Raw genomic sequence first — 13,191 nt, 5'->3', positions numbered from 1 at the left:
CGGTCATCGCAAAGGCCGTCCCTCTCGGTCGCGCCGCTGATCAAGCCCGCGGTAGGCCAGGTCGATGCGGGCCTTGTGGCGGGCGGCGCCCCGTGCGGGCATCGACCACACGCCGTCGACCTCGACCAGCCGCACGCCCGGCGACTCCAGCCAGCGCAGGATGCACTCGGTCTCCTCGGCGCTGGCCGCGTGGACCGGGCCGGGGCCCGGGATGACGGCCTCGGCCATGGCCTTGAGCGAGGCGACGAACGGTGTGGGATGGGCGCCCTTCGGCATCACGCCCGCCGCGGCCAGCCGCCCGTAGCGGACGACGTGGATGTCCCAGCCGCCGTCGAAGGCCGGGCTGGCGGCCACGAGCTCGGGGATGCGGGTGATGGCGCTCAGGCGCTGCATGCGGGCCGCCGCCCGGACGAACGCGGCCAGCCGGTCGCGGTCGACGGACGCCTCCTCGTAGCGCTGCTCGACCGACAGGCGCTCCATGCGGGCCGCGACGGCGGTGTAGACGAGCGAGGCGTCGGAGGTCATGGCCCGGCGGGCGCTCTCGACGTGCGCGGCGTACTCCTCCGGGCTCTCCTTGCCCGCGCAGGGCGCGCCGCAGCGGCCCATCTCGTGCAGGACGCAGGCCGCCCGGCGGGTGCGCAGGCTGATCGGCTGGGTGCACTGGCGCAGCGGCACGGCCTCGTGCAGCGCGATGCGGGCCTCGTCGGCCAGGCGGGAGCTGCTGAACGGGCCGAGGTAGGTGGCGTCGTCGTCCTTCAGCTCGCGCACGATCGACAGGCGGGGGAAGGGGCCGGCGGTGAGCTTGAGCCAGACCACCTTCTCCGGGAAGCGCGAGCGGCGGTTGTAGCGCGGCTTGGCGCCGCCGATCAGCCGCAGCTCCCTGACCTCGGCCTCCAGCCCGGTGGCGCAGACGACGTGGCGCACGCGCTCGGCGATGCCGATCATCTCGCGGATGCGCGGGCGGGTCTCGGCGGCCGTGAAGTAGGAGCGCACGCGGTTGCGCAGGTTGGTGCTCTTGCCGATGTAGAGCACCTCGCCGCGGTCGTCCTCGAAGAAGTAGACGCCCGGGGCGTGCGGGACGGACTCGGCCAGGTGGCGCTTGCGCTGCTGCTCCGGCGTGGGGGCGCGGACGAACGACTTCAGCTCCTCCAGCGTGTGGACCTGGAAGGAGCCGGCCCGCTCGATCAGCCCGTGGAGCACGTCGACGGTGGCCCTGGCGTCCTGCAGGGCGCGGTGGCACGGCTCGGTGGGGCTGCGGAAGAACCGGGCGAGCGTGGACAGCTTGGCGTTGGGCGTCTCGTCGCGGGTCAGCACCCGCCGGGCCAGGTCGACGGTGTCGACGACCGGGTTGGCGGGCGGGGGGTAGCCGTGGGCGGCGCAGGCGGCCTTGACGAAGCGGGTGTCGAAGCCCGCGTTGTGGGCCACCAGCGTGGAGCCCTTGATGAACTCGAGGAAACTCGGCAGCACCGCCTCGATGCGCGGGGCGGCCACCACCATGGCGTCGGTGATGCCGGTCAGCACCGAGATGAACGGCGGGATGGGGCCGCCGGGGTCGACCAGGGTGGAGAACTCGCCCAGCACCTCACCCGCCCGCACCTTGACCGCGCCGATCTCGGTGATCGAGTCTTCGGCCGGCGAGCCGCCGGTGGTCTCCAGGTCGAACACGACGAACGTGACGTCGCTCAGCGGGGTGCCGAGCTCGTCGAGGGTGCCTTGTACCGCGTCCACGTTCCAAGACCATAGAGAGGGGGACCGACAGTTACTCCGCCGGACCACGCCGGAGCGCGGGGAAGGGGGGCCCGGGACGGCATGGGGGGACGTGCTCGAATAACCATCCTTCTTGATCCTTAGTTACCCTTCCCTTTATGTCCGCGGGAAGACTTGCCGGCCGCTACGCCCTGCTGCGCCCACTCGGCGCCGGCGGCATGGGGAAGGTGTGGCTGGCCAAGGACGAGATGCTCGACCGCGAGGTCGCGGTCAAGGAGCTCACCCTGGCCGAGGGCATGCCGTCCAAGGATCGCGCCGACGCGGTCACCAGGGCCGTGCGCGAGGCGCAGGCCACCGCCCGGCTGCGCCATCCCGGCATCGTGGCGCTGCACGACGTCATCGTCGAGCACGAGCGGCCGTGGCTGGTCATGGAGCTGCTGCGGGGCCGTACGCTGGCCGACACCGTGCGAGAGTTCGGCCCCATGCCCCCCGAGTACGCCGCCCGCGTCGGCGCCGACGTGCTGGAGGCGTTGCAGGCCGCCCACGCCCAGGGCTTGCAGCACCGCGACGTGAAGCCGGGCAACGTGTTCCTGACCGACAGCGGCAGGGTGGTGCTGACCGACTTCGGCATCGCCCGGCAGGAGGGGCAGGCCGCGCTCACCGAGCAGGGGCTCATGATCGGCTCGCCCGGGTTCATCGCGCCCGAGCGGCTGGAGGGCGAGCCCGGCGGCCCGTCCAGCGACCTGTGGTCGCTCGGCGCGACCCTGTTCGTCGCCGTGACCGGCGGGAACGCCTACCAGGGCTCGATCGCCGAGCGGGTCAGGGCGACCGTGACGCAGCCGGTGCCGGTCGCGCCGGGGCCGCTCGGGCCGCTGCTGGCCGCCATGATGGCGCGCCATCCTGACGCCCGTCCCGATCCGCGCAACGTCGTGCACGCGCTCAGGCAGCTGGCCGCGGGCGGCCCGGCGCCGGTCCTGGCGGCCGGCGAGCAGGCGACCGCGCCCCGCCGGGTGGGGCGGCGCGGGCGGCCGCTGCTGCTGTGGGGCGCGGTCGCGGCCGTGCTCGTGGTCGCCGCCGGGGCCACCGGCTTCGTCGTGCTGCGCGACGACGACGGGCCGCCGGCCGCGTTCACCGTGCCGATGGACGTGTGCACCCTGCTCACCCCGCAGGACGTCGGCGGCCTGCTGCGCACCCAGAGCCCGCCCAAGGCCCAGCCGGACAGCAACGAGGTGGGCCCCGAATGCGGCTGGCCGGCCGCCGGCACCGGCATCGGGCTGCAGGTGCAGAAGGACTCCGACACCGTCGATCCCTGGTCGATGAGCGCCGCCACGGCCCGCACCCTGTTCCAGAACCAGAAGCGCTACTGGGCCAAGTACGACCAGATCGACTGGACCTGGCCGGAGATCGGCGTCAAGTCCGACATGCGCTCCACCCGCACCCCCGTCCACGACCTGGCGGGCCTCGGCGAGGAGGCGTTCGCGTTCGAGCTGAAGGGCAAGACCGGCCGCGTCCATTCGGCTCACGTCTACTACCGGATCGCCAACCTGGTGGTGGCCGTCCAGTACGCCACCCTGGCCGACAAGCCGACCGACGAGGACGTCCGGCAGGCGGCGATCAAGGCGGCCCGGGCGAGCGAGCAGGCGTTGCGCCGTGCGAAGTGACCACTACCTGCTGGCCGGCCGCTACCGACTGGTCGAGCAGCTCGGGCAGGGCGGCGCGGGCACGGTGTGGCGGGCGCTGGACGAGACGCTCGACCGCGAGGTCGCCGTCAAGCAGGTGCGGGTGCCGCCGGGGCTGAGCCCCCACCAGCGTGCCGAGTTCGCCGGCCGCGCCATCCACGAGGCCAGGTCGGCCGGACGCCTGCGCGACCCGGCCATAGTGCTGGTGCACGACGTGGTGCTCGACGGCGACCAGCCGTGGATCATCATGGACCTGGTCATCGGCCGGTCCCTGGACAAGGTGATCAGGGAGAACGGGCCGCTGCCGCCCCCGTACGCGGCCCGCATCGGGCTGCAGGTGCTCTCGGCGCTGGAGGTCGCGCACTCCCACGGCATCCTGCACCACGACGTCAAGCCGGCCAACATCCTGCTCGACGCCGACGGCTCGGCCATGCTGACCGACTTCGGCATCGCCGTCCCCATGGGCGGTCAGGGCGACGGCGCCGGCAGCGGCGGCTCGCCCGGCTACATGGCGCCCGAGCGGCTCAACGAGCAGGCGCCGGGCCCGGAGTCCGACCTGTGGTCGCTGGGCGCGAGCCTGTACACCGCCGTGGAGGGGCGGGCGCCGTTCGAGCGGCAGCTGCCCGCGGCGGTCGCGGCGGCGGTGCTGCTGCACGACCCGCCCTTCCCCGCGCGGGCGGGCCGCGAGCTCGGCGGGCTGCTCATGGCGATGCTGGCCAAGGAGCCCGCCGCCCGTCCCACGGCGGCCCAGGTCCGGCAGGTGCTCAGCGGCGCGCCGGTGCGCTCCGGCCCGGTCCCCGGGCGTCGCCGGCGGTGGTTGCTGCCGGTGGCCGTCGTGTCCGGCGTCGCGGTGCTCGGCGCCGGCTGGTACGCCGTGGACGCCCTGGCCGGTCAGCCGGAGACCGGCCGGTACGCCGCCGCCCCCGACCCCTGCCGCCTGCTGAGCGACGCCCAGGCCGCCGAGCTGGCGAAGGGCGCCGTCCGGCGCAGCGCCACGCGCGACGGCGAGTGCCAGTGGGTCGCGGGGCTGGAGGAGCGGCGGGGCCGGCGGATCACCGTACGGACCTGGATCGAGAAGCCCGACGGCGACCTCGGCGGGCCGCAGGTGGCCGCGCGCCGGTTCACCAGCGAGAAGGGCACCAGGAACGCGGCGCAGGGCACCCGGGCGCGGACGGCCGCCGGCGAGGTCGTGGACGTCACGGGGGTGGGGGAGGCGGCGTTCGTGCAGAACCGGTTCGAGCTGTTGATGTCCTCAAGCACGGTCGGCCGGTTCGACAGCATCGTGCTCTTCCGGTCCAGCAACCTGCTCGGCGAGGTGGTCTGGCATCGCGACGAGGTGTCGGTCAAGGCGCCGGTCGACAAGGAGACGGCGCTGCGGATCGCCCGGGTGGTCTCCGGGGCGCTGCCGGGATGATCGTCGTGCGTGCCGCAAGGGGCGTTCCGCCATGTCTCACCGCAAGTCAGGGCAATCTCAGGAGTCGCAGTGAATCCCGGTAGCGAGTACGAGCCGCCGACCACCCCTCACCCGGTGCCGGGCCGGCGGTTCGAGCCGCAGGGAAGGCCGCCGACACCGCCGCCCGGCCCACCCCCCGGTCCGCAGCCGGGCCCGCAGCCGGGCCCGCAGTCCGGCCCGCAGTCCGGCCCGCAGTCCGGCCCGCAGTCCGGCCCGCAGTGGGGGCCGCAGTGGGGGCCGTCGCCGGAGCCGCCCACGGGGCCGATGGGAGGGCCGCCCGCCGGTCGGCCCGGACGCCGCCCGGCGTGGTTGCTGCCCACCCTCGCCGCGGCCCTGGTGGTGGTCGTGGCCGGCGGCGGCGTGGGGGCCTACCTGCTGCTGTCCGGCAAGGGCGGCGGCGGGACGGCCGCCGGGCCGTCGTCGTCGGCGGCGCGGTCCGTGGTGCCGGCCGCCGCCGCGCCCGGCCCGGACGCCTGCTCGATGCTGCCCGCGGACGAGGCCGAACGGCTGGCGCCCGGCGCGACGGTGAGCAAGTCCTCCAGGGACTCCGACTACACCGTCGCCTTCACCTGCAACTGGCAGAACCAGCGCATCTCGTTCGGCGAGTTCTGGCGCAGCAGGGAGATCGACGTCAGGATCGAGCAGCACAAGGGCGAGGGCGCCAAGACCGGCCGCTCGATGGCCCAGAACTCCTACGAGATGGACTACCGCGGCGCCAAGTACGGCGCCACCGCCAAGCCCTCGCTCGACCCCGACGAGAAGGAGTACGTCTCCCCGGTCAAGGACGTCGCCGGCGTCGGCGAGGGGGCGTTCGCCCAGTACACCTGGCGGCGCGACGGCAAGCTGCTGTGGTACTCCTTCGGCCAGGCCCACGCCCAGGTCGGGGACATGACGGTCCGGGTCAAGTTCCAGGCCGGGCAGCAGCGCAAGGACGCGCAGATCCTGTCCAACGAGAGCACCAGGTCCATCACCGAGGAGAACGCGATCCGCGAGGTCAGCGGCCTGATCGCGTACTTCGCCAAGGGCGTGGCCGCCTGGCAGGCGCAACACCCCGGCGTGCTGGCCAAGCCCGACCAGGCCCCGGCCACCCAGAGCCCGGCCGCCCGCCCGACGCCCTCGCCCACGGAGCTGGCCGCCTTCCCGCCCGCCTGCCAGGCCGTCACGGAGGCCGCCGGCCGCCTGGTGCCGAAGCCCACCACGAGGGCGCGCGCCACCGAGTCGGGCAACGACGACGAGACCGAGTGCCGCTGGCTCAACCTCGACCTGCCGGGGGCGGCCGGGAACGTCAAGATCCGCAGCATGCTGATCACCACCCACCGCTTCACCAACCGGGCGGGCGCGATCGACCCGGGCGCGGCCAAGGCGTACTACGCCGGCGAGTACGGCGGTGACAAGAACACCGCCGGATCGTCCATCGGCGGCATCACCTGGGGCGAGCTGGGCGACATCAAGGGGCTCGGCGAGCAGGCCTACGGCCAGTTCGTGCAGACCAGGCAGGGGGAGGTGTCGGCCTCCAGCGGCACGGTGATCGCGCGTACCGGCGCGCTGGTGGTCAGGGTCGACTACTCCGGCGCCGAGCGGCCCAAGGGCGAGCCGGCGAACTCGCCCAAGGCCCGGCTCATGCCGCGCAAGGAGGCACAGGACGGCGCGCTCGCCCTTGCCAGGGCGTACCTGGCGGAGCTGGCCAAGCAGCCGGCCGGAAGCTGATCCCGCGCGACGAACCTCAGGGCACGGACGTCGGGGCGCGGACGTCGGGGCGCGGGCGTAGGGCGGCCTGCAATCAGCAGAGCCGCGCCGACGACGAGCGCGACGGGCACCGCAGCGACCTCGTGCGGCAGCGGCGGCGTGCCCGGCGGCACGGTGAGCTGCGGGATGCGGCCCAGCGCCACCTTGGCCGCCGTCAGCCCGGCGGCGAGCCCGGCCATCGTGCCGGCGGCCACCGTGATCACCTGCTCCAGCAGCAGCGCGACCCGCAGCGCCGCCACCCGCGCGCCCGACGCCTCCAGCGCGGCCGGCTCGTACCCGCGCCGCTTGGCGGCCGTGTGCAGGGCCGGCACGGTCCTGCCGAGTGCCAGCACCGCCGCCGACAGGGCGGCCACCAGCAGCAACAGCAGGGCCAGGCCCGGCCCCTGACCGGCGAACGAGGTGGCTGGCTCCGCGGCACTGCGGCGGGAGATCACGCTCAGCCCCTGCGCGCGCAGGGCCGCCTCCAGCGCCGCGGTGTCGGACTCGCGGGTCCAGATCCGGTACTCGGCCTTGGCGTGCACGCCGTAGGACCTCCTGTCGGCCTGATCGAGGTCGACGAGCACGCCCGTGTCGGTCAGGCCGGGCGCGTACGTGGCCGGGCGCATGGACGGCTCCCGGAGTGGTGGCGCACGGCCGAGCGCAGCCGGATCACGCGGTCGCAGCGCTCGGCCACCTCGGGGTCGTGCGTGGCCAGGACGAGGGTGGTGCCGTCGCCGGTCACCGCGAGCAGCTCGTCGAGGTCGAGCGCGCGGTGCGTGGCGTCCTGCTCGGCCGACGGGCCCATCAGCGCCACCCGCTCACCCGGAGCCGGCGCCAGGGTGAGGTCTTCGGTGATCGTGCGTCCGCCGGCGCGGCAACTCAGCGCCCGGCACGACAACGCCGGTCGTGGCACCACGCGGGGATCATCCTCCCGGCGGGCGATCTACGTCAACGGTCAACAAGGCTGCAACTCGGTTGCAAGCGCGACAAATAGCGTATTGACCAGAAAGCCGCCGGGCCGCGCGATCACGGCTTGTCCGCTACAGGGGCATGGGCAACCGTGGTGGATCACGCGGCCTGCCGCCCGCCGCCCTGTCCGCCGTCCTGTCCGCCGGTCAGGAACGGCTCCAGCAGGCCCGGTACCGCGCGTGCCGCCAGGTCGAGCCCGTCGCCGCGGCCCACGTCCAGGACCTCGTAGTGGCCGCTGCCCGCGGCCGTGCAGGCCGAGACGGTCAGCAGGCCCGAGCGCCGCTGGAAGAACGACTGCCGGAACGTCCAGCCGGTGATGCCGGCCCGGTCCAGCGCCACCGTACGGCGGACGAGCGCGCCGCGGCGCGTGACCAGGTGCCGCGGGCCCAGCGCGTGACCGAGAGCGCGCCGGCTCTCGGCGGCCAGCCACAACCCCACCGGGAGCGCCAGGGCCGGCGCCGCCCACACCCACGCGCGCGGCCACGACGCGGGCAGCAGCCACCAGGCGAGCCCCGCGCCCGCAGCCAGCACGACGACGGCCACCAGCGCCCGCACGACCCGCCGCCGCCCGGCCGCCACCGGATGCGCGACCAACGACATGCCCCCCGCGCCGATCCCCGAGCCGATCCCCGAGCCGATCCCCGAGCCGATCCCCGAGCCGATCCCCGAGCCGATCCCCGCGTCGCGCCTCGTGTCGACTCCTGTGCCGATCCCCGCGCCGACGCCCGCTCCGGCTTCGGCGCCCGCTGTCGTGTTCGCGATCGCGGCGGCGACGCGGGCGGCCTCGGCGCGGGGGAGCGGCGGGGTGAGGGCGGCCACGTCCTCGGTCTCGTCCTCCGTCCTGGCCAGGCCGGTGGCGACGGCCTTGACCCGGGCGCCGCCGCCCAGCCGCAGCAGCAGCGGCTCGCTGATCTCGACGCCGCGCAGCCGCCGTTCCTCCAGGGTCAGCGAACGCGTGGTCAGCAGCCCGCGGCGCAGCCTGAGCCGGCCGGGCTCGCGTTCCAGGCGGTAGCGGCCCCAGGACTCGGCGTACAGCAGGAACGCGCCGAGCGCGCCGACGGCCGCGTTGAGCGCCAGGACCAGCGGGACGGCCAGCCACGGCTGCGCGCTCACCCAGCCCCACAGGCCGCTCGCCGCCCGGTCGGTGAAGTCCTTGAGCCCGACGGCGCCGAGCCCCTTGTAGGCCGCGCCCAGGACCACCGCCGCCCCGGTGAACGTCCAGACCGACAGGGGCGCGTACCGGATCCACGACCAGCGCAGCTCGGCCAGGGGACCGTCCTCGGGCGCGGGCGCGTCCTGGCGCAGCAGCGTGCGGCGCAGCATCTCGGCCGAGTGCCGGTCGAGGGCGTCCAGCACCAGCTCCGAGCCCTCGGCCGCGCGCTCGCCCGTGCCGACCTTGACCACGGTCAGGCCGAACGCCCGGCGCACCGGGTCGGCGCGCAGGTCCACGCTGCGCACCCGGTCCAGCGGGACCGCGCGGTGCTGCCGCACGGTCACGCCCGAGCGCAGTTCGAGCCGGTCGGACGTGAGCCGCCAGGCGGTCGTCCGCAGCCGGGCCGCCTCGTAGGCCACCGCCCCCGCCACGATCAGCACGGCGGCCCCCGCGCACGCGGCGACGACGCCGCCCGCCTCCCAGTCCTGGCCCACCAGGAAGCGCGCCAGCGCGGCCACGGCGCCGGCCGCGAACGCCAGCGACCTGGCGGCCGCGTTCCACAGGCCCCGGCCCGACAGCCGCTGCCAGCCGGTCACGTCGCGTCCCCGGGGGTCGCCTGGGTGCGCGCGGTGAGCCGTTCGGCCAGGTCCGCGGCGAGCCGGTGGTCCAGCGCCGTGATCTTGACGGCTCCGGCGGAGGAGGCGGTGGTCACCGTGACGTCGGCCAGCCCGAACAGCCGCTGCACCGGCCCCCGCTCGGTGTCGACCCGCTGGATCCGCGACATCGGCGCCACCTTCCACGTGTGCGTCAGCCACCCCTGGCGGACGTAGACCGCCTCCTCGGTGACCTCCCACCGCTGCATCCGGTAGGCCGCCCACGGCTCGGCCAGCGCCACCAGCAGGCACGCCGCCGCGAACGCCGCCGCCGCCACCCCCAGCCCCGGCGTGCGCGGCGTGAACACCAGGTACGCGCCCACGGCCGCCGCCGCCACGGGGACCATGAGGACGAGCCACTGCACCGTCCACCACGCCACCGCCCGGCGGTCGGGACGGTGCCGCGGCGGACGCAGCGCGGTCCCGCTCATCGGCCCTCCTCCGCCCCGCCGGCCGCCCGCCCGGCCGCGCCCGCCACCGCGAGCAGCGCGAACCCGAGCACGCCGATCACGACGGCCGCGAAGACCTCGTAACCGTCGAGGAAGGGCAGCACATTGACGACGAGCAGGCCGTGCGCCCACCCCCACCAGCCGAACAGCGTGTTGAGCAGCCCGCCGACCCCCTGCAGGATCAGCAGCCAGCCGAACACCTCCACCACCGCTTTCATGCCGTCCACACTCGCCGCCGCGGCGGCCCGCCCGCCTCGGCCATCGGTCTGCGGCGACATCGACTTTGGTCGCTGTCGCCGGCTCCCGCGCAGGGCATAACCTCGACGAATGTGAGGGAACTGCGGGGGGAGGGCGATCCGGCCCTGGAATACCGGTGGGCGTTGCCGTCCACGCTGCTCGGCGACGGGCGCGGAGGCCGGGTGCGGCGCTCGACCCTCGACTGGGTCTCCGACATCGCGCTGTTCCTGCTGGCCTGCGGCGTGACGTTCATCAGCCTGGAGGAGATCAGGAACGAGCCCGAGCCGCTGCTGGCCGTCGAGCAGATCGTGGGGGCGCTGGCGTGCGCGGGGGTGTGGCTGCGGCGGCGCTGGCCGGTGGGGTTCGCGCTGGTGACGATCCTGCTGTCGTCCTATCTGGAGCTGGTCGGCGGAGCCTCGCTGGTGGCGCTGTTCACCGTGGCGGTGCACCGGCCGTTCAAGGTGTCGGGGCCCGTCACGCTGCTGGCGCTGGTCACCCTGGCCCCGTACGTGCTGCTGCGGCCCCAGGAGGACCTGACGCCGCTGTGGGGGGCGGCGTTCGGGGTCACGATCGTGCTGACCGTCTACGCCTGGGGCATCGTCATCCGGGCCAGGCGGCAGCTCGTCTGGTCGCTCAGGCAGCGGGCCGAGACCGCCGCCGAGGACGCCAAGCGGCTCGAACGCGAGCGCATCGCCCGCGAGATGCACGACGTGCTGGCCCACCGCATCTCGATGCTCAGCCTGCACGCCGGGGCGCTGGAGTTCCGTCCCGACGCGCCCGCCGAGGACGTCGCCAGGGCCGCCGGGGCGATCAGGAGCAACGCCCACCTGGCGCTCCAGGACCTGCGCGAGGTGATCGGCGTGCTCCGCCACACCCCGCCGGGGGCCGCCGACCCGGTGCCCGACCGGCCGCAGCCGACGCTCGCCGACCTGCCCGCGCTGGTCGAGGAGTGCCGCCAGGCCGGCATGGACGTACGCCTCGACCTGGGCGCCGCGGACGGCGTCCCGGCCGGGGCGGGCCGCAACGTCTACCGCATCGTGCAGGAGGCGCTCACCAACGCGCGCAAGCACGCGGGCGGCGCGCCGGTGGCCGTGGCCGTGGCGGGCGAGCCGGGCGAGGGGGTCTCGGCCGAGGTGCGCAACCCGGTGTGGTCGCGGCACGGGCCGCGCATGCCGGGGGCGGGCGCCGGGCTCATCGGGCTGACCGAACGGGCCGAGCTGGCCGGCGGCCGGCTGGAGCACGGCGTGACCGGCGGCGAGTTCCGGCTGCGCGCCTGGCTGCCGTGGCCGCCGGAGCAGGACGGGGAGTGACGTTGACCGACGGAGGGCAGATGGACGCGCCGATCAGGGTGCTGATCGTGGACGACGACGCGATGGTGCGGGCCGGGCTGTCGATGATCCTCGGCGGGGCCGCGGACATCGACATCGTGGGCGAGGCGGCCGACGGGGCCGAGGTGCCGCCGCGGGTGGCCGAGCACCGGCCGCACATCGTCCTGATGGACATCCGCATGCCGGGCGTCGACGGGCTCACCGCGACCGAGGCGCTGCGCCGCACCGCCTCGCCGCCCGAGGTCGTGGTGCTGACCACGTTCCACGCCGACGCCCAGGTCGTGCGGGCGCTGCGCGCGGGGGCGGCCGGGTTCCTGCTGAAGGACATCCCGCCCGGCGACCTGGTCGACGCCGTCAGGCGGGTGGCCGCGGGGGAGCCGATCCTGTCGCCGGCGGTGACCCGGCAGCTCATCTCGCACGTGTCCGACGGGGGCGGGCGCGACCGCACCGAGCGGGCGCGGGGGCTGCTCGGCCGGCTGAGCGAGCGGGAGCGCGAGGTCGCGCTGGCCGTGGGGCAGGGCAGGTCGAACGCCGAGATCGGGCGGGAACTGTTCATGAGCGTGCCCACGGTCAAGGCGCACGTCTCGCGCATCCTGACCAAGCTCGACCTGAACAACCGGGTGCAGATCGCGCTGCTGGTCTACGACGCTAGCGGGTGAGCAGCTCCTCGATGGCGGCCCGGTGGAGCACCAGGTCATCGGGGTCGTCCGGCATGGGCTGCTCGCCGAAGTGGATCCTGCGCTGCCACACCCGGGCCATGATGACGCCGTGGCGGAGGGCGGCGTACATCTCGTAGAAGTCGAGGTCGCGAGGCTCGTAGCCAGTTATTTCGCAATATTTCTGGCAAACGTCGTCGCGGCGCATGAAGTCCGGTATGCCGGGCAGGCCCATCGTCACCGCGAGGTCCTGGAAGAAGCGGTGCAGGAAGATCATCCAGGAGACGTCCAGCTCGCGCGGGCCCACGGCGGCCATCTCCCAGTCCAGCACCGCCACAGGCGTGAAGTCGCGGTACATCACGTTGCCGATCCTGGCGTCGCCCCAGGTCAGGACGTCGGGGCCGGGGTCGTCCGGCCAGTGTGAGCCGAGCCAGTCGAAGGCCCGCTCCAGCACGGGGATCGGCCGTGCGCCGTGCGCCCACCGGTAGTAGGCGCGCTGGGCCTCGACGTGCGCGCGCAGGCCGTCCGTGCCGCCGGGGGCGAGCGGGCCGAGCACCGCGACGTCCTGCCCGGTGTACGGCGTCTCGTGCAGCGCCGCCACGAGCCCGACGCTCGCCTCCTGCAGCCGCCGCCGGTCGCCGGGGGAGGCGTCGTGCAGCCAGCCCCCGAACGTGTACGGCATGACGTCCGGCGGCACCTCGCCCTCGGCCCGCTCCATGACGAAGAACGGCGTCCCGAGCGGCGCGGGGTCGGGCTCGAACCAGAGCGGTCTCGGCGCTGGGATCCCAGCTTTCTCCCTGGCCAGCCGCATGACCTCGAACTGGGCCCGCAGATCGTAGGAGGGGAACACCGGAACGGCTTCCGCCGCAGGTGCGAGCCTGGCCACGCACCGCCGCGTCCCGGCGGCCCAGGTGGCGGTGAAGAACAGCGTCTCGCTCGACATGCCGTTGCCGGAGGGCCGCGACAGCTCCGACACCGTGGCGTCCCCGCCGACCCGTCCGCGCAGCCAGCGGGACGCCCGCTCGCGCAGTTCCTCCAGGTCACGCGTGGACGTGCGCATCTGTTCCGTCACCGCTCACCTCCAGGCCGCACCGCTGCCCCGGCTCAGTCGTATACCCCCTACCAAGCGCTTGTCTAGGTTCAAGGGACCGTTACGGTCAGGTACGCAAGAGCCGTACCCTT

The 13,191-nt window shown here is 74.6% G+C and carries 11 protein-coding genes; 5 read left to right on the top strand and 6 right to left on the bottom strand.

Annotated features, from left to right (window positions below):
* Nucleotides 1-3 precede the first annotated feature (3 nt).
* Entirely contained in the window at nt 4-1,728 is a 1,725-nt protein-coding gene (locus tag AB0J46_RS16000; RefSeq protein ID WP_364331775.1) for a DEDD exonuclease domain-containing protein, read from the bottom strand.
* Nucleotides 1,729-1,865: 137 nt separating this feature from the next.
* On the opposite strand from AB0J46_RS16000, the gene AB0J46_RS15995 reads away from it, so the two are divergent.
* The 3 genes from AB0J46_RS15995 (at nt 1,866) to AB0J46_RS15985 (ending at nt 6,546) form a co-directional block, all read left to right on the top strand.
* On the top strand, nt 1,866-3,368 hold the full coding sequence (locus tag AB0J46_RS15995; RefSeq protein ID WP_364331772.1) for a serine/threonine-protein kinase: 1,503 nt from the start codon (nt 1,866-1,868) through the stop codon (nt 3,366-3,368).
* The gene (locus AB0J46_RS15990) at nt 3,358-4,800 is read left to right on the top strand and encodes a serine/threonine-protein kinase (RefSeq protein WP_364331769.1); all 1,443 of its coding nucleotides are present in this window, start codon (nt 3,358-3,360) and stop codon (nt 4,798-4,800) included. The genes AB0J46_RS15995 and AB0J46_RS15990 overlap by 11 nt, the downstream gene beginning before the upstream one ends.
* 69 nt (nt 4,801-4,869) lie before the next feature.
* A complete protein-coding gene (locus AB0J46_RS15985) occupies nt 4,870-6,546 on the top strand; it encodes a hypothetical protein (RefSeq protein ID WP_364331766.1) in 1,677 nt (558 codons plus the stop codon).
* A gap of 613 nt (nt 6,547-7,159) precedes the next feature.
* Here the strand turns inward: AB0J46_RS15985 and AB0J46_RS15980 are convergent.
* The 4 genes from AB0J46_RS15980 to AB0J46_RS15965 all read right to left on the bottom strand — a co-directional run bounded on the left by AB0J46_RS15980 (nt 7,160) and on the right by AB0J46_RS15965 (nt 10,006).
* Nucleotides 7,160-7,480, bottom strand: a complete 321-nt coding sequence (locus tag AB0J46_RS15980) for a hypothetical protein (protein WP_364331763.1) — start codon at nt 7,478-7,480, stop codon at nt 7,160-7,162.
* 152 nt (nt 7,481-7,632) lie between these two features.
* Nucleotides 7,633-9,282: a PH domain-containing protein gene (locus AB0J46_RS15975; RefSeq protein ID WP_364331760.1), complete on the bottom strand. Its 1,650-nt coding sequence runs from the start codon at nt 9,280-9,282 to the stop codon at nt 7,633-7,635.
* The gene (locus AB0J46_RS15970; RefSeq protein WP_364331757.1) at nt 9,279-9,770 is read right to left on the bottom strand and encodes a PH domain-containing protein; all 492 of its coding nucleotides are present in this window, start codon (nt 9,768-9,770) and stop codon (nt 9,279-9,281) included. The genes AB0J46_RS15975 and AB0J46_RS15970 overlap by 4 nt, the downstream gene beginning before the upstream one ends.
* Nucleotides 9,767-10,006, bottom strand: a complete 240-nt coding sequence (locus AB0J46_RS15965; protein WP_364331754.1) for a hypothetical protein — start codon at nt 10,004-10,006, stop codon at nt 9,767-9,769. Before AB0J46_RS15965 ends, AB0J46_RS15970 begins: the two co-directional genes overlap by 4 nt.
* 111 nt (nt 10,007-10,117) lie before the next feature.
* On the opposite strand from AB0J46_RS15965, the gene AB0J46_RS15960 reads away from it, so the two are divergent.
* Together AB0J46_RS15960 and AB0J46_RS15955 are read left to right on the top strand one after the other, a co-directional pair.
* A complete protein-coding gene (locus AB0J46_RS15960) occupies nt 10,118-11,335 on the top strand; it encodes a histidine kinase (RefSeq protein ID WP_364331751.1) in 1,218 nt (405 codons plus the stop codon).
* A gap of 20 nt (nt 11,336-11,355) precedes the next feature.
* Nucleotides 11,356-12,012: a response regulator transcription factor gene (locus tag AB0J46_RS15955; protein WP_364332248.1), complete on the top strand. Its 657-nt coding sequence runs from the start codon at nt 11,356-11,358 to the stop codon at nt 12,010-12,012.
* Here the strand turns inward: AB0J46_RS15955 and AB0J46_RS15950 are convergent.
* On the bottom strand, nt 12,002-13,081 hold the full coding sequence (locus AB0J46_RS15950) for a phosphotransferase family protein (RefSeq protein WP_364331748.1): 1,080 nt from the start codon (nt 13,079-13,081) through the stop codon (nt 12,002-12,004). The two genes, AB0J46_RS15955 and AB0J46_RS15950, sit on opposite strands and share 11 nt — an antisense overlap.
* Between the last annotated feature and the right edge of the window lie 110 nt (nt 13,082-13,191).

This window comes from Nonomuraea sp. NPDC049758 (assembly GCF_040674635.1).
GTDB lineage: Bacteria > Actinomycetota > Actinomycetes > Streptosporangiales > Streptosporangiaceae > Nonomuraea.
This window is presented reverse-complemented; position numbering and strand designations above follow the sequence as displayed.

Bases quoted from the DNA above. Each gene is read 5' to 3' on its own strand.
- AB0J46_RS15970 (WP_364331757.1), bottom strand. From the start codon at position 9,770: ATGAGCGGGACCGCGCTGCGTCCGCCGCGGCACCGTCCCGACCGCCGG.
- AB0J46_RS15965 (WP_364331754.1), bottom strand. From the start codon at position 10,006: ATGAAAGCGGTGGTGGAGGTGTTCGGCTGGCTGCTGATCCTGCAGGGG.
- AB0J46_RS15955 (WP_364332248.1), top strand. From the start codon at position 11,356: ATGGACGCGCCGATCAGGGTGCTGATCGTGGACGACGACGCGATGGTG.
- AB0J46_RS15995 (WP_364331772.1), top strand. From the start codon at position 1,866: ATGTCCGCGGGAAGACTTGCCGGCCGCTACGCCCTGCTGCGCCCACTC.